Below are 17774 nucleotides of genomic sequence, written 5' to 3'. Positions count from 1 at the left end.
CATGATATATAGATATTAAATGATTTAATGATGTTAAGTGAAATGCTAAATTTTTTTATTCTTTTATATAGCGGACAATGCCGCTTATCGCGTCTTTCAGTATTTGCTTGTTGATTTCATCAGAAAGCCCATTACCAACAATATTGATGGAGATAAGACCGTGGATTACTGAGAAGAACGTAAAATATTTTTGCTTTATAACTTCCGGCTTCGGATTTTCCTGATCCATCAGTTTTGCAATAACATTTGTAATTAAAGTGTAGGGAGCATCAGTTTCGGTGTTGCGCTGAGCACAACAGGTCATTTCTACCCCATACATAAGCTGGTACATCTCTTTGTTTTTTAAGGCAAAGTTCCAGTAGGCCAACCACATCCCTTCTAACTGAACTGCAGGATCATCAGATTCTGCTTTTGCAGCTTCCAGGTCTTTGGTAAGAATCCCGAACCCTTTACAGGTAAGCTCCTGTAAAATGGCTTCTTTGTTAGAAAAATATTCGTAAATTATAGGAGCGGTATATTCAATCTTATCAGCGATCTTTCGCATACTAAGGCCTTGCCATCCCTCTTCCTTTACAATCTCTCTCGCAGCTATAAGTATATTCGAACGGGTTTCTTCTTTCTGTCTTAATATTCTTTCTTTACTTCCCATTTTATAGCTTTTAAATTACTTAACAGCGTTAAGCAAAGGTAATATGTTATAGTTTACGATTACAATTTTTCTTTATCATTTTTATTTATAGCAGCCATAATAAAAACTTATACTGCTTCTAAACAAAGATTAAATCAAGGTCTTCCTTGCATATAGGCTTTAAAAAATATCCTTTTACAGCTCCGTCAAACTCTTTAGATTTATTAATATCCACTTCATTATTCGATGAGCTAATCATATAAATGGTAGGTTTTTTAATAAGCTCTGAGGAAATTTTACCAAATTCCTCTAAAAACTGCCATCCATTCATAATTGGCATATTTACATCCAGTAATATCAAATCAGGAAGTGTTTCCTCATTATTATTGCTCTTAATATGTTCTATCGCATCTGAACCATTTACAAAAAATGTCGAGGCAACGTCAATTCCATTCTGTTTGAACAGATTTTTCAGAAGAAAATGATATATCTTATCATCATCTATAACATAAAGGTTGCTAATTTTCTTCATCAAAATACACTTTAAATGTAGTTCCTTTATTTAGTTCGCTGCTCACTTCTATCTTTCCTCCCATCGCCTCTACCTGGTTCTTGGTAATAAAAAGACCAATTCCCCTTGCATTCTGGTTTTTATGAAACGTTTTATACATTCCAAAAAGAGAGTTCTTATGTTTTTTAAGGTCAATTCCAAGTCCGTTATCCGAAATTGAAAGTACCTTTTGCCCTTCAATTATCTCAAAATCATACGAAAGCATAGGCTTTCTCTCGGGGCTTGAGTATTTAATTGCATTTGTTGTAAAATTAAGCAATATACTCTCAAGATATGCAGGATTATAATCTACAGTAACATCAAGAGGTATATTTATCTCAATATCAACATTATGCTTCTTTATTTCGTTGTGTAAAATGTTAAGAATGTTCTTCAAATAGTGTCTTAAGTTAAGCTTTTCTCTTACAGTTTTAATTTCAGTTTGTATCTCTACCAGCTCTTTAAGATGACTTATAGTAATGCTAAGCCCATCTGATATCGCTTCAAGATGCTGAAGCATTTCTTCTCTTTCAGCTTCGTCTGCGGTTTTAAAAAGATCGAGCAACATCTTTAGGTTGCTTGCGTGTGATCGCAGGTTATGCGATACAATATGTGCAAAGTTGTTCAGTCGGTTGTTCTGGCTAACAATAATATTAATCGTATTACCAAGCTCTACCTCTTTCTCTTTTAGCTGATTGATATCTTTCAAAGTCCCTATAGAACGTTCAGGCTTTCCGTTCTCATCATAGCTCACTACCCTTCCGCGACTTAGCACCCACCGGTATTTACCTTGATCAGTAAGTATACGGTAAATACTCTCATAGGAAGCATTTCTCTTTTTAAAATAATCGGTTTTACTCTTATCATAAGTGTAAGCATCATCAGGATGTATGCGGCTCAGCCAAAAAGTATTGGGAAAATAAGCCTCAACTTCTTTCTTACCCAGTATTTTCATGAGCTGGGCAGAAAAATAGACAACATTAGTTTTCATATCCCAGTCCCATATACCTTCTGAAGCAGCCCTGAGTGCATAATTAAAGCGTTCCTCGGATATATGCAACCTTGCTTCCTTTTCTTTATGATCAGTAATATCGGTAGCCCTGCCGTAAAAAACCACTGACCCTTTAGCGGTAAGTTCAGGATTAGCGGTTACCCGCATCCAGCGCAAGCCTTTTTCAGGCAGTTGTAATCTATAAATATGATCCCATTTGGCAAGCTTTTCCCTGGATTCTTTCAGGCTGGCTATAAAAGCAGCAGCATCTTCAGGAAACATCCGGTCATAAAAAAAATGATGAGGGTCGGTCAGAAATACATCCTGTGGAATCTCATAAAGATCTTTAATACTCTCACTTAAGAAAATTATACCGAACTTCCCGGTTTCGACATCCCATCTTATCTTGAAAATGAGATCCGGCACCTGATCGAGCAGTTTTTTATAAAAAACATTCGGACTTTCGCCATCATATAAGTCCGGATTATCAAAAATCTTCATTCACTTTAAAAATTATAGCCTCCGTGTTAAAATTAGTAACTTTTATCAATTAATAAAGCGTTTTCAGCTTTAATTTATCGTCGTGGATGATAAGTATTTAAAATATTATTAAGAAATTTTCTATCAATATGCATGTAAATCTCTGTTGTAGTGATAGATTCATGCCCCAACATTAGCTGTATCGAGCGCAAATCGGCACCGTTTTCAAGCAAGTGTGTGGCGAATGAATGACGAAAAGTATGGGGACTTATTGTTTTATGTAAGCCTATCTTAACAGCCAGGTCTTTTATAATTGTAAAAACCATGGCACGGGTAAGTGCTTTTCCCCTTCTGTTTAAAAAAAGCGTATCCTCAAAACCTTTCTGGATATTAAGTTTATTCCGGTCGGTTTCAATATAAATAGTAATATACTTTTGCGTAGAACTACTAATAGGCACAAAACGTTGCTTGTTACCTTTACCGGTTACCTTGATGAATCCTTCCTCAAAAAAAAGGTCGGACAACTTAAGCTCTACCAATTCCGACACCCTCAATCCGCAACTGTAAAGCGTTTCAAGCATAGCCCTGTTACGTTCACCCTGTGATTTGCCTTCCCTGTCAATTTTATTGAGCTCAATTGCTCCTATCAGAGCATCAATTTCTCCTACAGAAAGTGTATCTGGAAGTTTCCTGCCAATTTTTGGCACCTCGATTAACTCCATTGGAGTCTCTTTTCGATAGTTTTCAAACACCAAAAAGTTAAAAAAACTCTTAAGACCGGAAATAATCCTTGCACGAGAACGAGGATTTAATTCGGTTGCAATATGGTAAATGAACTGCTGAATAATTTCTTCATCAACTGCAATTGGCGATACATCCATATTGTTAGCAATTAGGTAATCTACAAGCTTTTGCACGTCAAAACCGTAATTTTCAACAGAATTTGCAGCCAAACCACGCTCAATTTTCAGGTACGATTTATAGTCATTTATAAATTTAATCCAACTTTTCATACGCGGTTAAAGTTATGTGAATTAAGAATCCTTTCAGAATAGTGCCAATTTTAATGAGATAATTTTGAAATACAAAACTAAAACTTATAAAGTGATGAAACTATTTAAAATGTTATCAGTAGGTGCACTATTACTTGCGGGAGCAGTAACGCATGCACAAAACCCTAATGGGACAACACCAAGCTTTGGTGTAAAAGGTGGTGTAAACTTTGCAACAGTAACAGGAGACGATTTTGACAGTCCTGACTCCAGAACAAGCTTTCACGTAGGTGCTCTGGTAGAACTTCCATTAAACGAAATGATATCAATTCAGGGAGAAGCACTGTACTCTGGACAGGGATTTAAAACAGACATTCCGGGTGGACTTTTAGGAGGAGATGAAAAAGTAGAATATCAGCTTGACTACATTAATGTACCGGTATTGGTAAAGGCATATGTGTTTCAAGGATTAAGCCTTGAAGCCGGTCCTCAATTCAGCTTTAAAGTAAACGAAGAGTTTGATTCGGATGCAGATGCTGATTCTGGAGATTTTGATGTAAACGAAGCGAAAGACTTTGAATTTGGTCTGGCAGCTGGTATTACATTCCAAACTCAAATGGGACTATTCGCATCGGGAAGATATAATCTTGGGTTAACCGATATTTTTGAAAACAGTGATGCTAAAAACTCTGTTTTTCAAATAGGTGTAGGATATAAATTTTAAGCGTGCCATTTTGCTTAAAACAACAAAGCCTCCGCTACGCGGAGGCTTTTGTAATATAACTAAGAACAAATATTAGAATTTGTAAACCATACCAAAGTTGATATCGCTAAAGTTAGCGCCAAGGTTGAAAGTGTTTGTAGATTCAGCACCATCAACATCCGGTTTTAGAGTTCTGTAACCCAAAATACCGAAAGTAGCTTCAAAAGCGATGTGCTCAGAAACAAAGTAGCTAACACCAGGAGCAAGAGCGATGTTTACACCGTTCTCTTTGTACTCAGGATCGCCATCATTCTCTACTTTGTTAGACATATAACCTGCAGAAAGCTGTCCGAAGAAAGAGAAGTTTCTTGTTGGAGTAAAGTAGTATCTACCAAAAGCACCAATTTCAAGAGCAGTTTGCTTATCTTCAACATCTCCAAGTGGAGTTTCAACTTTATCAGTCTCGCTAGATAGACCAACCTGAAGACCAACTGCAATATTACTAGTTACAAAGTAACCTGCTTTTGGAGAAAAGTTGAAAGAGTTAGTTTTAGCATCGCCAGTTTTTTCACTTCCAAATCCTACAGAACCTGTAATGAATACATCTCCCTGAGAAAAACCTTTTGTAGTTGCAGTTTCCTGAGCATTTGTAAATGCAAAAGCCATAACAGCCGCAGCTGATAATAATAATTTTTTCATTTTTAATTGATTTGATTATTTGGCGGCAAAGCTATGCCTTTTTTTTAATAGGAAAATACCCTTTGATAGGGATTTTTATTTCCTAACCGTTTAGTAACCTCACTATCAAATAATAACAATTAAAAAAAGAATTCTTTACACCAGCGATCTTTAAATTTCGAACTAACAAGCTAGTATCTATAAGAAAGTCCGCCACCAAATGCGCCAATATTCTGCCCACCCAGTAAAAAACTCTTATAACCAATATGTATATCTAAACCTTCAATAATGTGATATCCAATTTTAGGCTGATAATACAATCCCGTCATTCCCAAATCAGTATTGCCTGAGCAAAAAGCATAACCTAAATCAACAACAGCAAATAATTTGTCAAAAGAATACTCAGCCGAGCCAGCTAAATAGATAAAATTAAAACTCTCAATCTTTGAGGAACCAAATTCATGAGCAACCTCTTTCCCTACAAAACGAGTAAATGCTCCGGAAGCACCAGCATAAAATTCATCCGTTACATAAAACAAGACAGCACAATCAACACCAAAATTTAATGTAGATATATCAGCCGCATCACCAACAGGTGCTCCAAAATGCACCCCTATTAAACGGTCAGACTGAGCATTGGCAGCAAAGCCTAAAGAGATACTAAATAATAGTAATAGTTTTTTCATACCTAATTTAAGTAACTGTTTGAAAAGGCAATATACAAAAAAATTAACAAGAAATAAACTATAATTATTTGTAAATAAAAAACCTCTGCAAGTGCAGAGGTTATATTATAAAATAAAATTCTTACTAGAATCTCCATCCGGCTCCAACCTGGAAACCTGTATTTTTTATTTCGAATGGACCATCATCGCTTATATCAGAAAGACCAAGGTTATATCTTACGTCAAAAAACAAACCCATTGGAAGTTCATAAGCAGCTCCTGCTCCAAGACCAAAATCCATTGATTTTGTTCCTTCATCGATAAGATCATCAGCACTTACTTTAAAAGCGATTTCCGGACCTGCCTGAAGGCTTAATCCTTCCATTACATAATATTTAGCCATAACAGGAATTCTAAGATAATCGATACCTAGATCGTCTGCACCTTCAGAAGAATACATTAACTCCGGTTGAACATGAAAATTTCCTGATATTGGTAAATCTACAAGACCTCCAACATAGAAACCTGTTTTACCATCGGTATCCTCAACATCTCCACCAAAATTAGTGAAATTAGCACCCGCTTTAACACCAAATTTCATTTCATCGCTTTGCGCTTGTGCTGCATAACCAAAGGCCATAACAGCTACAGCTGATAATAAAAGTTTTTTCATTTTGTGTCTAAATTTTAGTTATTGTGTCCGACAAAAATATTAAAAATTTTAACAAAAAAAATCCCTATAAATAGGTATTATCAGCAATTTTATTAACAATTTTACAAGAAAATATTAAGCTAAAGTTTAAAATACCCAAAACAAAACCCATAAGATATTGTAAAAGAACACATTAAATACAAAAACACAAACAAAACAAAACCATTGAATAATTATTATTTTTTACGTTGATTTTCAGATAAATTAAAATAAATTTAACATTTTAAAAAAGCCAAAATAGGGTTAAAAAAGTTTTGTTAGTACTACTTTTCCTTACTTTTGCAGGGTAAATGCCTGGCAATTTCGAGCAATTACATAACTATTTTATAAACCGATTTATAATTGACTAACCATGAAAAAGATCATTTTTTTATTTGCAATGCTAACTGCGGGTATAACAGTTCAGGCTCAGGGCCTGGAGTTTGGTTTTAAAGCAGGAGCCAACTTTTCAAACTTCAGCGGCGACGTTAACACAGACGGAATAACAAGCTGGCATGCAGGTGCAGCTCTTGAACTCGACCTTGCGATCCTTGGAGTACAGGTTGAAGGTTTATTCTCTTCTCAGGGAGCTAAAGTAGAAGGCGTAGATGATGTTAACCTTGACTATATTTCAGTTCCGGTATTGGCTAAGTTTTATCTTATCCCAAGCAAACTAAGCTTAACAGCAGGACCACAGTTTTCATTCCTTGTAAATGATGCAAAAGAAGCTTTCGATACTAAATCTTTCGATACAGCTGCATCACTGGGAGCTGAGCTTAAAATTATAGGCGGGGTATTTGTTCAGGCTCGTTATAATATTGGTCTTAGCAATGTAAATGACGATAGCGATATAAAAGTAAAAAACAATGTATTCCAGTTATCTGCAGGTTACTATTTCTAAAAAAATTAACAATAATTCAAAAGCCGGTATGTCTTTTTAGACATGACCGGCTTTTTTATAAGTAAATATGTTAAAAATAGTATTAAACCACATACACTCTGCAAGCCTTATACTTAAATTTACAAAAACATACTGATGAACATTATTATTATAAACGGCCCTAACCTTAACCTGCTTGGCGTACGCGAACCTGAGGTATACGGAGGCAGAACCTTTGAAGATTATCTTGCCGAATTGCAGCAAAAATTTCCGGGTATAAAACTGGAATATTACCAAAGCAATATTGAAGGCGAAATTATAACGAAAATACAGGAAACAGGATTTAACCATGATGGAATAATATTAAATGCCGGAGCCTATACCCATACTTCAATAGGTATTGCTGATGCCGTAAAAGCTGTTACATCTCCCGTAATAGAGGTACATATATCAAATACCTTTTCACGTGAGACATTTAGACACCAGTCGTATTTATCACCTGTTTCAACAGGAGTAATAGTAGGCTTTGGACTTAAAGGCTATGAGCTCGCCTTACATGCCTTACTACCTTAAAAAAAAACACTATGAAAAATGTCCTTTTACTTTTATTGCTGTTAAACGGCACAATTTCTTTTGCCCAGGTAAAAGGACGAATTACCCAAAAAAACGGTCAGCCTGTTTCTTTTGCAGGCATTACCGTAAAAGGAACTTACAACAGCACTTCTTCCAATGAAGACGGCAGTTATTCGCTTAATATACCCAAAGGACATCATACGCTTTTATTCCAGTCATTGGGTTATAAGACGCGGGAAATTGAAACTGATGCATCATCACAACCTGTCATCCTGAATGTGATTCTTGAAGAAGAGCAATTCATTCTGAAAGAAGTTGTAATAACCAATGAAAATAATCCCGGAGAGCAAATAATGCGATTTGCAATTGCGCACCGAAAAGATAACAGTGAACGCACTAAGGCGTTTGAAGCTGACTTTTATTCACGAGGCATTTTCAGACTGCAAAATGTTCCTGAGAAAATTTTGGGGCAAAAAGTTGGTGATATGGGGGCCTCGCTCGACAAATCCGGTAATGGTATACTGTACCTTTCTGAAACGGTATCACATATTAAATATGAAAAGCCGGGAAAGATGTATGAACGCGTTATTGCATCAAAAGTAAGCGGCGAAGATAACGGCATGAGCTATAATAATGCTCAGGCTGCCGAATTTGATTTCTATGACAACTACCTGCCCTTTAATGTAAATGCGGTTTCGCCAATAGCAGAAAACGCTTTTAATTACTACAAATATCAGCTTGAAAGTACTTTTTATACCAACGACCGTCATCTCATTAATAAAATAAAAGTTACTTCTAAAAGAGAAAAGGAACCTGCTTTTAATGGCTACATCTATATAGTAGAAGACAGCTGGCAGTTATATGGCGTTGACCTCAGCATAAAAGGAAGCCAGATTGGAAAGGATCTGCTGAACACCCTTAACATAAAGCAAAACTTTGGCTATAACAGCAAAGAAAAAACTTGGACTAAAAACACACAAATACTGGATTTTGATGCAGGATTGTTTGGCGTGGGCTTTAATGGCAGATTCTCGTCAGTATATAGTAATTATGTTTTAAATCCCGTTTTCGGACCCAAAACTTTCACTGCGGAAATTCAGCGTTTTGAAGACAGCGCCAACAACCTGCCTGATAGTTATTGGAATAAAAACCGCCCGATACCGCTTACCAGCGAGGAAATTACCGATTATCGTCGCAAAGACAGCCTACAGGAGGCGACTGGAAGAAAATCGCATATTAATGCTCTTGATCTTCAGCGCAACCGCTTTAAATGGCTTTCAACCCCAATAGGTTACGTATATTACAACACCGAAAAGAACTGGCAGATAAGCTATACCGGAATTGTACGCAGGCTTGGTTTTAATACAGTTCAGGCTTATAACCTTGCACCCGGATTTTATTTTACAAAACACAATCCCGACAAACAAACATATACTACTATAGGCACCGACCTGAACTATGGCTTTGCCGAACAGCGGTTTAGAGCTACGGGTACGATTTCACGCAAGTTTAATAATTTCAGTAAAAGGATAATTACGCTGAAAGGAGGCAGCAGCATTGAGCAATTTAATCCTGAAAACCCTATAAACAGGATTGTAAACAGTATCAGCACACTTTTCTTCAAGGACAATTATATGAAACTGTATGACAATAATTTTTTACGCCTTAGTTATGAGGAAGAGATTATAAACGGGCTTTATCTTTATGGAACCGCGGAATACACCCGCAAGAAATCGCTTTTCAACAATACTAAGTTTTCGACACTTAAAGATGCTTACAAGCCTTATACATCTAACAATCCATTATTACTGTATGATGATGATACCCGCTATGATAATGAAACACCGGCCTTTGAAAAGCATCATATGTATAAGGTGTCGCTTGCAACACGTATAAGTTTCGGGCAAAAATACAGGACGCGACCTAACGGCAGGGAAACCATCGCTAACGATAAATACCCACGCGTTTTCCTGAAATATGAGAAAGGGTTTGCCTCAAGTATTAACGATTATAATTTTGATCACCTGTCAGCGAAAGTGAATTATGACCTGACAGTTGGTAACAAAGGTGAACTTGGCGTTAGCTTCAGAACTGGGAAATTCTTCAATTCAGAAAACATAGCCTTTACTGATTACAGGCATTTTAACGGTAATGAAACCCATATAGGTAAATCAGAACGCTATCTTAATGTGTTTAACTTCCTTCCATACTATTCGCACAGTACAAATGATCAGTATTTTGAAGGGCATTTGGAACACAATTTCAAGGGATTCCTTACCAATTCCATTCCGTTATTCAACAAACTGAATTATCACTTGGTGGCAGGTTATCATGTACTTGCTACACCGGAACGTAATCCGTATTCGGAATTTACAATTGGGCTTGATAATGTAGGATGGGGAAAAGCGCGATTTTTCAGGATAGACTATATCAGGTCATACGAAAGCGGTTTTGTAAATGACGGTGTAATTTTCGGGCTAACCTTTTTAGATATATTGGAGTAATTGTTGTCGGTTGATAGTTGTCAGTTGTCGGATAACATCAGTATATTGACACTGAAACCGCCTATTCTTTTTTTCTGTTCTTAAGTACACTTCCCCTGAAACTTTCTACCGGGTCTCTGTGCAGGAATCGTTCAAGGTCTTCCCAGGTAGTACACTGAATGGGATATTTTACACCATCAAAGTCCAACGGCAGCGTAACCGACTCTATTCCGGTAAGATCTTCTTTCAGGTAATCTTCAAGATCTTCTACTGAATAGAACCATTCCTTATCAAACTGCGTTTTGTTTACGCTTTTGTCTTTTCGCAGTATGGCTTCGGTAAGTTTCTTTATTTCTTTCATTTTATTTATTCCTTACATATACGTGCTTAATTTTGCTTTTGCCCGTATCCCTTTCATCAACAACAAATTTATCAATACTTTTTATAAGCGCCAGCATTTTTGGATAACCATAATTTCTGGAGTCAAAATCAGGCTGTTTTTTGAGGATGAAATTACCCAGATCACCCAAAAAGGCCCATCCATTTTCATCTGCAAGATCGTTTATACTCTGACTAAGAAGCTTTATAAGCCCTCTGTCTACCTTACTTATAGGATGTTTAACTGCAGGAGTTGCTTTTTCTTCTTTCGCATCATCTTCAATATCAGCATCAGTATCATTTTTCCCAAGTATCTCGATATAGATAAACTTATCACAGGCTGATATGAACGGAATAAGCGTCTTCTTCTCCCCTATGCCTATTACCTTCATACCGGCTTCGCGAAGACGGGTAGCAAGACGTGTAAAATCACTATCGGAAGAAACAATGCAAAATCCGTCAACCTTACCCGTATAAAGTATATCCATCGCATCGATGATCATAGCGCTATCGGTAGCATTTTTTCCGCTTGAATAGCTGTATTGCTGTATGGGCGTAATGGCATTTTCGAGCAGTACCTTTTTCCATCCTGATACAGTTGGCTTAGTCCAGTCGGCATAAATCCGTTTGAATGTAGGTGTGCCATACTTGGCAATTTCCTCAAACATTTCCTTTACATTGGCATAGGGAACATTATCGGCATCAATTAAAACGGCAAGCCTTAGATCTTGTATTGTACTACTCATAAGTGATAAGATTTACTCAAAGGTAGCGCAAAACCTCACAGAATGACGTTATTTATTGTATAATAATATAAATAATCAATCCTAATAAAAAATACATCAACAATGACAACAGGACATTTATACCAAAATAACGCTCTTCAATTTCTTTGAACGGCATTTTCTTTCCTTTCAGAAGCCAATGAACATATGTTCCAGGCAAATCGACAAGCATAAAAATTGTTTCTCCAATAATTTCAACTATAACTTCAAGTCCCATGTTGAAATTTTAAACTATAATGGCTTATCCCCACTTATAATTTTAGAGATAATCCCTCTTTCCTTTCCTGCATCAGCAATAAGAACACCAGCAGTATGAAGCACTATAAAAGTTACTGAATAATATAGAGAAAGTACATGGATATCTTCCATAGTATGCTCAAGGCTTTCGGGACCAAATTCCATCATCAACCCTGTAAACAGCGAAGCTCCTAAAAGAATATAGAAAATCACATAAACCCATGATTTGAATCTCTCATATTGTGTAATACCTTTCTTTAACGGACTTACAAAGCCTGCACCCTGTACCCAGGTAAGGATAATACGCACTACAAATAACCCAACCAAAACATAACCGGCGATAATATGAGTATTCCACATAGGCCTGCGCACTTTTTTAGCTAAACCAATAGCATCATCCTGGGAAATGGCAACATTTTGTTCGGCAAGGCCATCATGTATTATTGTGCCCATACTGCCTTTATTCATCCACCCCATACGAAGCAGCACAGTTAGCATTATATATAAAAAAGTAAAAGCAATAGCCCAATGTAGAAGCCTGCTGGCAAGGTTGAATCGTTTTTCTCTCATACTACAAATGTAAACGGTATTTGTTATTTTCAAAAGCTTATCTTTATTGCTAATGTTTTTTTCAATCAAACATTGTAAGAAAATAAAAACAAAATCGTTATAAGAGGATATTTTTAAAAAAATTTAGCCACGGGATACAACCATTATAACCGGGAACACGTCTTACTTTATATATTACCCGATTGCCTAACTATAACCATAAACCAATGCACAAATTATTGACTACTTGTTTCCTTTTGCTTAGTGCTGCATCTTTTGCACAGATAAAAGGAAAAATTACTTCTGCTGACGGACAGGGAATTCCTTTTGTGAGCATAACCATTGAAAACACTTATAATGGTACCACTGCCAATGAGCAGGGCCAGTATGAACTTGCTGTAAAAACAACGGGAAAATATACCGTTATCTTTCAGTCGATAGGCTTTAAGACCCAAAAACTATCGGTCGACGTAAAATCGCTACCGCATGTACTTAACGTTATGATGCCCGATGAAAACTATCAGCTTAATGAAGTAGTGATATCGAATGCTGAAGATCCTGCCTATGAAGTGATCCGACAGGCGATAGCCCACCGAAAAGAAAACTCTGCCAAAACCGGACGTTTTGAATCGGATTTCTATTCTAAAGGAATATTCAGGATAAAAAACCTGCCTAAAAAATTCCTGGGACAAACCGTAGAAGTCCCTGATGGCATGGTAGATTCAACAGGAAGCGGCATCCTCTATCTTTCCGAAACCGTTTCGCATATCACTTTCGAGCAGCCTAACAATCTGAAAGAACGCATTATTGCCTCTAAAGTAAGCGGAAACGACAATGGTTTCAGCTTTAATACCGCCATGAATACCTACTATAACTTTTATGACAATTATGTAGACATGAGCGAAGTTCAGGTAATCTCCCCTATCGGTTCGGGCGCTTTAACCTATTATAAATACAAACTGGAAGGTACTTTTTTTGATGAGAACAACAACCAGATCAATAAAATAAAGGTTACGCCACGCCGCGACAAGGAAGCTGTTGTTGAGGGCTACATTTATATTGTAGACAACAGTTGGGCTATCTATGCTACCGATTTTGACATGAAAGGCTACCGATTGCAGACACCATTCCTGAATAACCTGAACCTGAAACAAAACTACACTTACAACAGCCAGAATGGCATTTGGGCTAAAAACTCACAGGTATTTGATATTGACGCAGGAGGTTTCGGAATAACCTTTAGCGGCTCCTTTACCCACGTATATACCAATTATGTTTTCCACGACAAGTTTGATAAAAAAACCTTTGGTAAGGAGATGATCATTATCGAAGATGAAGCCAACAAAAAAGATTCTGTTTACTGGAATACCATGAGGCCAATTCCGCTTACCGAAGAAGAAACTATTGATTATATCAAAAAAGACAGCATACAAACGCTGCACGAATCGGTAGCTTATAAGGATTCCATCAACAAAAAATATAATAAGTTCAACTGGAAAGATCCTATAACAGGCTACAGTTATAAAAATTCAAAAGACACCCGTTTTAATTATGACGGAATACTGCATATTCCATCATATAATACCGTACAGGGCTGGGTACTGAATACCGGCATGAATGCAAGTTTTGCTCTTAATCCTGAAGAAAAGTATGATTTTAAAAAGAGGCGACTTTATACTGGAGTTAAAGCTGAATATGGTATCGCTGAAGACAGGGTAAGGTTTAGCGGATCTGCAAGTGCCTACAACTTTTATCTTAGCGGAGGTAATACCGTAGAACAATTCAACGCTTCTAACATTTCTCCTTTTGTCAATGCGATAAGCACACTTTTCTTTGAGCGCAACTATATGAAACTTTATGACAAGACCTTTGCCAAAATAGCCTATTCCAACAGGATTGCTGATGGTATTACTGCTACAGGTAGTGTGGAATATTTACGCCGCAGGGCATTGTACAATAATGCGCCGTGGGTTTTCATCAAGGACGACAATCACAGCTATACATCAAACGATCCTTTACAACCTTACAACTATTCATCGGCTCCGTTCGAAAAACACACGCTTTACAAAGCAAGTATAGGCGCCAACTTTAATTTCGGACTAAAATACAAGGTGTATCCGGGAGGTGAAAAGAGAGCCATGAATTACGGCCAGTACCCAACTCTTGGCATTAAGTATGAAAAGGGATTTGCAGGAAGCATAAAAGAATACGAATACGATTTTATCGCAGCCGGCGCACAATACAGAACAACTTTTGGCAATAAGGGTGATTTTGCTATTAGTCTTAAGGGAGGTAAATTCTTTAATGCTGATGGCATTGCCTTTACCGATTACAAACACTTTAATGCCAATGAGACTCACGTAAACTCAGGAGGTACTAACATAAGCAGCTTTAACCTGCTGCCCTACTACAGCCTGTATACCAATGATGCATATTTTGAATCGCACATTGAACATAACTTTAAAGGTTACATCATGAATAAGATTCCGCTACTGAATGTACTACAATGGAACTTAGTAGTAGGCTACCATGCCGCTGCAACACCGGATAGCAAACCGTATCAGGAATTCACAGCCGGATTTGACAACATCGGTTGGGGTAACTTCAGGATGCTGCGCGTAGACTACGTTCGCGCCTACCAGGGAAGCGGCTTTGCAACCGATGGTGTAATGTTCGGACTTAAATTTTTAGATATTCTGGATTAATTCAAAAACAATAAACCCCATTCGATAGCGGATGGGGTTTGTTGTTTTATAATGAATTATATAAAATTGAAGCTTTACGATTTCAAAGGTTTGGACACAAAATCTGAAATACCGGACATTACTGCCGATGGCTCTAAATAATGTGGATTTTTGGAGATTTTCCCATTTTTGATAACATAAGGATGGGTAAGTAATACTTCAGTAAGCGTATCCTGGCTAAAACTACTGACATCATACATACAGATCAGAGAACAGGAATGTTTCGGCGTAAGCACATTTAAGCTCGCCTCATAAGCCAGAAGTTCATCTGTACCGGGAAGATTCTTCAGCGCCCAAACCATATCTCCGCATGCCCTAACACTTTCATACCCTGCATGTGATGCAGATAATAAAGTTCTTTCGAGCATGTCATACATTTTGTCAGCAGCAAACTCGCCACCCTTAATGTAGGTATCTTCAGAGGCCAATATTTCCAACTGCCCACTCGCCATTGTTTCGGCTATGGATATCCCATTGTCAGTCAGGCAACGGCAATGTTCACCGTGGCGGTTTCCTTCAAGCATATTAATTACCTTGTCATTGGCTGCCAGACCCTCCATAATATAAGGAATGATAACTTCATATTGTTGTTCTCTCGAATCAAAAAAACCGCATATATGCATTGGAGACATTAATGTTTCTCCACATACCGAAAAAGGTGTTTGCTTGCTCATGACCCAAATTTACATAATTATTTTTCTAATGGAGAGAATCAGCTTTGTGATAATTTCAGCTAAACAATTACATTTACTTCTGACAGAACTCAAAATATATTAATTCCTACGGGAAATATAAATCATATCACATACTTATTAACTACCAACATTAAATCGCTACGCGATAATCGCAGGAGTAATTTCCCGTTAGAGAAACAATATTGGTAGCAAATTAATTTGGTTTACACCATTTCCCGTAGGGAATTGATTATTTAGCACCCCTATTCTGCTCTAATTTACCTTTAAGAGTATAAAATCTATTCATAAAAAATTTTTGCCTGTTTTTTCTTTCTTTATTATATAATGAAGGATTTTTAAGCCTGACTAATATCTCCAAAATCTGATCTTCATTGAGCTGATTTAATGATTTATTGAAATATACCTGAGCAGCATCCTCGACACCAATTGCACGCCCAAAATCCACCATTTGTAGATATTTATTCAAACATTCCTGCGGAGTTAAACTATCCTCTAAAACAAAATTAAACTGCTCTATATAAAAGAAGGCGCCATGTAATCTTGACGCTCCACATTCATAAGCAATAGCCATTGACGAACTGTATTCATGCCTCTGCCCAAAAGGCAGTCTGTTAAAAACATATTGCCATCCGCTCTTTTCCATTACTTCAGGGTAAAGGTCATTATAAACCTTCATGAAGTTATCCGGTAGTTGCGGTGCGGCTTTAATTTCTGAAATTATTTCACTACGGGTTTCTTTATCAGTTAACCAATACCCTCCATAGCGTATGTAGCTAAAGAAAACTCCAATTACCAGCAGGACAAGTACTAACGCATAGATAATTAGTTTTTTGATTAGTTTTCTTCTATCCATATACCAAAATCCTTTCTTATAACGTCCAGCATTTTTGAAAACATCTCTAGTTCATCAACTCCCGGAAATCTTCTTAGATAACTTTCAGGATTACCGTATTCAATATGATTCTTTATTTTACCACTTTTATAAAACACACTATATCCAACACCATCAGAAATAGCCATTGTAGTAGTCTGATAAACATAGCTCCCTTCTGAAAAAACGATTTCAGGCATTTTAAATTTATATTCAAACATTTTCCATTCCGGCAAATGTTCTATTCCTGAAATCTCAATTTTCATCCAAGCCATTTCATTACTTAAATTGCCTTTAATATCTGTTTTTGTAAAAGAGCGCTTTTGCACACATCCCGGAATGACTCCTAAATACACATAGAACTCAGCCTTAAATTCTACAGCATTACTGTAAATTCTAAAAATTTCAGTGCCATTTGTAGTTGAATATCTTTTATAAATACGTATTTCATTAGTATATTCCAAAGAATCGGGAATACCTATAAAATCATTTATCTCTGATACTGTTTGAGCTGAGGAAATTGATACAATTAGAAACAAGATGGAAATAAAAATGGTTTTCATAGAATTATCTTACTACAAGCATACTGTTTTTTTATTACGATTACACTCCTACTTTGTACCCTCTCATTCATACACCAGAAGGCTGTATCCAATCTAATTTATCCCAACCCTTCAGGTTCTTATTAGAGCTGAGTGGCAACCCTAAACTCTTAACCGGAAACCCAACAACTTACTTGCTTTTTATTCCGGCTACAATGTTATCGCTCTTCTCGGTATAGTATAAAACATTACGTTGTTTAGGCAATTGGCTATCAAGCTCTGAACCCAACAAGTAGCAGCACACTTTTTCGGTAACAGCAGCATCATCCGGTCCCTGCACATACATGCTTACTTTATCTTTGTCTTTATAAAAAATCCTCATCCCTATCTGCTGTGTACCTCCCGTCAACGTATCGATATGGTTAACCAGTTTTTGGTTTAGCGCTTCATCTGCTGCCGAAACAGGTACCTGGTTTTTCATCACATTCTTAAGATCAAGAACCTCAAATCCGGTAAGTTCAACACCGCAGTATTTCTCTTTAGGAGCAAACTCCTCTTTCTTTTTCTCATTCTGACCGCAGCTAATAAATGCAAGGCACACTAAAACCGACATCCCTTTAATGATTGTATTTTTCATGATTGATTTTTTTTTAATTTCA

The 17774-nt window shown here is 36.9% G+C and carries 20 protein-coding genes; 5 read left to right on the top strand and 15 right to left on the bottom strand.

Annotated elements, in window-relative coordinates:
• Positions 1-55: 55 nt before the first annotated feature.
• From DEU42_RS10775 to DEU42_RS10760, 4 genes are all read right to left on the bottom strand, one after another.
• Positions 56-649: a TetR/AcrR family transcriptional regulator gene (locus tag DEU42_RS10775; RefSeq protein WP_114758312.1), complete on the bottom strand. Its 594-nt coding sequence runs from the start codon at positions 647-649 to the stop codon at positions 56-58.
• Positions 650-767: 118 nt separating this feature from the next.
• Complete coding sequence (locus DEU42_RS10770) at positions 768-1160, bottom strand: two-component system response regulator (RefSeq protein WP_114758311.1); 393 nt, start codon at positions 1158-1160, stop codon at positions 768-770.
• Positions 1147-2670 carry a sensor histidine kinase gene (locus tag DEU42_RS10765; protein ID WP_114758310.1) on the bottom strand — a complete coding sequence of 508 codons (1524 nt, stop codon included), beginning with the start codon at positions 2668-2670 and terminating at the stop codon, positions 1147-1149. Before DEU42_RS10765 ends, DEU42_RS10770 begins: the two co-directional genes overlap by 14 nt.
• 74 nt (positions 2671-2744) lie before the next feature.
• Positions 2745-3662: a site-specific tyrosine recombinase gene (locus tag DEU42_RS10760; RefSeq protein WP_114758309.1), complete on the bottom strand. Its 918-nt coding sequence runs from the start codon at positions 3660-3662 to the stop codon at positions 2745-2747.
• A 94-nt stretch (positions 3663-3756) separates the two neighbouring features.
• Here DEU42_RS10760 and DEU42_RS10755 point away from each other — a divergent pair, with 94 nt between their 5' ends.
• On the top strand, positions 3757-4365 hold the full coding sequence (locus DEU42_RS10755; RefSeq protein ID WP_114758308.1) for a porin family protein: 609 nt from the start codon (positions 3757-3759) through the stop codon (positions 4363-4365).
• 72 nt (positions 4366-4437) lie between these two features.
• Here the strand turns inward: DEU42_RS10755 and DEU42_RS10750 are convergent, their stop codons facing one another.
• From DEU42_RS10750 to DEU42_RS10740, 3 genes are all read right to left on the bottom strand, one after another.
• Entirely contained in the window at positions 4438-5043 is a 606-nt protein-coding gene (locus DEU42_RS10750) for a porin family protein (RefSeq protein WP_114758307.1), read from the bottom strand.
• Between the two features lie 170 nt (positions 5044-5213).
• Positions 5214-5708: a hypothetical protein gene (locus DEU42_RS10745; protein ID WP_114758306.1), complete on the bottom strand. Its 495-nt coding sequence runs from the start codon at positions 5706-5708 to the stop codon at positions 5214-5216.
• A 124-nt stretch (positions 5709-5832) separates the two neighbouring features.
• The gene (locus DEU42_RS10740; RefSeq protein ID WP_114758305.1) at positions 5833-6360 is read right to left on the bottom strand and encodes a porin family protein; all 528 of its coding nucleotides are present in this window, start codon (positions 6358-6360) and stop codon (positions 5833-5835) included.
• A 391-nt stretch (positions 6361-6751) separates the two neighbouring features.
• Between DEU42_RS10740 and DEU42_RS10735 the strand changes: the two genes are divergently transcribed.
• The 3 genes from DEU42_RS10735 (at position 6752) to DEU42_RS10725 (ending at position 10335) form a co-directional block, all read left to right on the top strand.
• Positions 6752-7279, top strand: coding sequence for a porin family protein (locus DEU42_RS10735; protein WP_114758304.1), 528 nt, complete (start codon positions 6752-6754; stop codon positions 7277-7279).
• A gap of 135 nt (positions 7280-7414) precedes the next feature.
• Positions 7415-7831 carry a type II 3-dehydroquinate dehydratase gene (gene aroQ / locus DEU42_RS10730; protein ID WP_114758303.1) on the top strand — a complete coding sequence of 139 codons (417 nt, stop codon included), beginning with the start codon at positions 7415-7417 and terminating at the stop codon, positions 7829-7831.
• An 11-nt stretch (positions 7832-7842) separates the two neighbouring features.
• On the top strand, positions 7843-10335 hold the full coding sequence (locus DEU42_RS10725) for a DUF5686 and carboxypeptidase regulatory-like domain-containing protein (protein ID WP_114758302.1): 2493 nt from the start codon (positions 7843-7845) through the stop codon (positions 10333-10335).
• Positions 10336-10396: 61 nt separating this feature from the next.
• Here the strand turns inward: DEU42_RS10725 and DEU42_RS10720 are convergent, their stop codons facing one another.
• From DEU42_RS10720 to DEU42_RS10705, 4 genes are read right to left on the bottom strand one after another with little or no spacing between them, the layout of a single operon-like run.
• On the bottom strand, positions 10397-10675 hold the full coding sequence (locus tag DEU42_RS10720) for a hypothetical protein (protein ID WP_114758301.1): 279 nt from the start codon (positions 10673-10675) through the stop codon (positions 10397-10399).
• A gap of 1 nt (position 10676) precedes the next feature.
• Positions 10677-11438 carry an NYN domain-containing protein gene (locus tag DEU42_RS10715; protein ID WP_114758300.1) on the bottom strand — a complete coding sequence of 254 codons (762 nt, stop codon included), beginning with the start codon at positions 11436-11438 and terminating at the stop codon, positions 10677-10679.
• Positions 11439-11490: 52 nt separating this feature from the next.
• Positions 11491-11694: a hypothetical protein gene (locus DEU42_RS10710; RefSeq protein ID WP_114758299.1), complete on the bottom strand. Its 204-nt coding sequence runs from the start codon at positions 11692-11694 to the stop codon at positions 11491-11493.
• 14 nt (positions 11695-11708) lie between these two features.
• Positions 11709-12284 (bottom strand): cytochrome b/b6 domain-containing protein, encoded by a 576-nt coding sequence (locus DEU42_RS10705; RefSeq protein WP_114758298.1) that lies wholly within the window; start codon positions 12282-12284, stop codon positions 11709-11711.
• Between the two features lie 206 nt (positions 12285-12490).
• Here DEU42_RS10705 and DEU42_RS10700 point away from each other — a divergent pair, with 206 nt between their 5' ends.
• Positions 12491-14968: a DUF5686 and carboxypeptidase regulatory-like domain-containing protein gene (locus tag DEU42_RS10700; protein WP_114758297.1), complete on the top strand. Its 2478-nt coding sequence runs from the start codon at positions 12491-12493 to the stop codon at positions 14966-14968.
• A gap of 74 nt (positions 14969-15042) precedes the next feature.
• Here DEU42_RS10700 and DEU42_RS10695 read toward each other — a convergent pair whose 3' ends face one another.
• The 4 genes from DEU42_RS10695 to DEU42_RS10680 all read right to left on the bottom strand — a co-directional run bounded on the left by DEU42_RS10695 (position 15043) and on the right by DEU42_RS10680 (position 17752).
• Positions 15043-15681 (bottom strand): MEDS domain-containing protein, encoded by a 639-nt coding sequence (locus DEU42_RS10695; protein WP_114758296.1) that lies wholly within the window; start codon positions 15679-15681, stop codon positions 15043-15045.
• Positions 15682-15931: 250 nt separating this feature from the next.
• On the bottom strand, positions 15932-16555 hold the full coding sequence (locus DEU42_RS10690) for a transglycosylase domain-containing protein (RefSeq protein WP_114758295.1): 624 nt from the start codon (positions 16553-16555) through the stop codon (positions 15932-15934).
• Positions 16537-17136, bottom strand: coding sequence for a hypothetical protein (locus DEU42_RS10685; RefSeq protein WP_114758294.1), 600 nt, complete (start codon positions 17134-17136; stop codon positions 16537-16539). The genes DEU42_RS10690 and DEU42_RS10685 overlap by 19 nt, the downstream gene beginning before the upstream one ends.
• A gap of 169 nt (positions 17137-17305) precedes the next feature.
• Positions 17306-17752: a hypothetical protein gene (locus DEU42_RS10680; protein WP_114758293.1), complete on the bottom strand. Its 447-nt coding sequence runs from the start codon at positions 17750-17752 to the stop codon at positions 17306-17308.
• Positions 17753-17774: the final 22 nt, after the last annotated feature.

This window comes from Flavobacterium sp. AG291, assembly GCF_003350375.1.
Lineage (GTDB): Bacteria > Bacteroidota > Bacteroidia > Flavobacteriales > Flavobacteriaceae > Flavobacterium > Flavobacterium suzhouense.
This window is presented reverse-complemented; position numbering and strand designations above follow the sequence as displayed.

Bases quoted from the DNA above. Each gene is read 5' to 3' on its own strand.
- DEU42_RS10755 (WP_114758308.1), top strand. From the start codon at position 3,757: ATGAAACTATTTAAAATGTTATCAGTAGGTGCACTATTACTTGCGGGA.
- DEU42_RS10760 (WP_114758309.1), bottom strand. From the start codon at position 3,662: ATGAAAAGTTGGATTAAATTTATAAATGACTATAAATCGTACCTGAAA.
- DEU42_RS10735 (WP_114758304.1), top strand. From the start codon at position 6,752: ATGAAAAAGATCATTTTTTTATTTGCAATGCTAACTGCGGGTATAACA.
- DEU42_RS10725 (WP_114758302.1), top strand. From the start codon at position 7,843: ATGAAAAATGTCCTTTTACTTTTATTGCTGTTAAACGGCACAATTTCT.
- DEU42_RS10770 (WP_114758311.1), bottom strand. From the start codon at position 1,160: ATGAAGAAAATTAGCAACCTTTATGTTATAGATGATGATAAGATATAT.
- DEU42_RS10715 (WP_114758300.1), bottom strand. From the start codon at position 11,438: ATGAGTAGTACAATACAAGATCTAAGGCTTGCCGTTTTAATTGATGCC.
- DEU42_RS10740 (WP_114758305.1), bottom strand. From the start codon at position 6,360: ATGAAAAAACTTTTATTATCAGCTGTAGCTGTTATGGCCTTTGGTTAT.
- DEU42_RS10750 (WP_114758307.1), bottom strand. From the start codon at position 5,043: ATGAAAAAATTATTATTATCAGCTGCGGCTGTTATGGCTTTTGCATTT.
- DEU42_RS10710 (WP_114758299.1), bottom strand. From the start codon at position 11,694: ATGGGACTTGAAGTTATAGTTGAAATTATTGGAGAAACAATTTTTATG.
- DEU42_RS10700 (WP_114758297.1), top strand. From the start codon at position 12,491: ATGCACAAATTATTGACTACTTGTTTCCTTTTGCTTAGTGCTGCATCT.
- aroQ (WP_114758303.1), top strand. From the start codon at position 7,415: ATGAACATTATTATTATAAACGGCCCTAACCTTAACCTGCTTGGCGTA.
- DEU42_RS10690 (WP_114758295.1), bottom strand. From the start codon at position 16,555: ATGGATAGAAGAAAACTAATCAAAAAACTAATTATCTATGCGTTAGTA.
- DEU42_RS10765 (WP_114758310.1), bottom strand. From the start codon at position 2,670: ATGAAGATTTTTGATAATCCGGACTTATATGATGGCGAAAGTCCGAAT.
- DEU42_RS10705 (WP_114758298.1), bottom strand. From the start codon at position 12,284: ATGAGAGAAAAACGATTCAACCTTGCCAGCAGGCTTCTACATTGGGCT.
- DEU42_RS10720 (WP_114758301.1), bottom strand. From the start codon at position 10,675: ATGAAAGAAATAAAGAAACTTACCGAAGCCATACTGCGAAAAGACAAA.
- DEU42_RS10695 (WP_114758296.1), bottom strand. From the start codon at position 15,681: ATGAGCAAGCAAACACCTTTTTCGGTATGTGGAGAAACATTAATGTCT.
- DEU42_RS10680 (WP_114758293.1), bottom strand. From the start codon at position 17,752: ATGAAAAATACAATCATTAAAGGGATGTCGGTTTTAGTGTGCCTTGCA.
- DEU42_RS10685 (WP_114758294.1), bottom strand. From the start codon at position 17,136: ATGAAAACCATTTTTATTTCCATCTTGTTTCTAATTGTATCAATTTCC.
- DEU42_RS10745 (WP_114758306.1), bottom strand. From the start codon at position 5,708: ATGAAAAAACTATTACTATTATTTAGTATCTCTTTAGGCTTTGCTGCC.
- DEU42_RS10775 (WP_114758312.1), bottom strand. From the start codon at position 649: ATGGGAAGTAAAGAAAGAATATTAAGACAGAAAGAAGAAACCCGTTCG.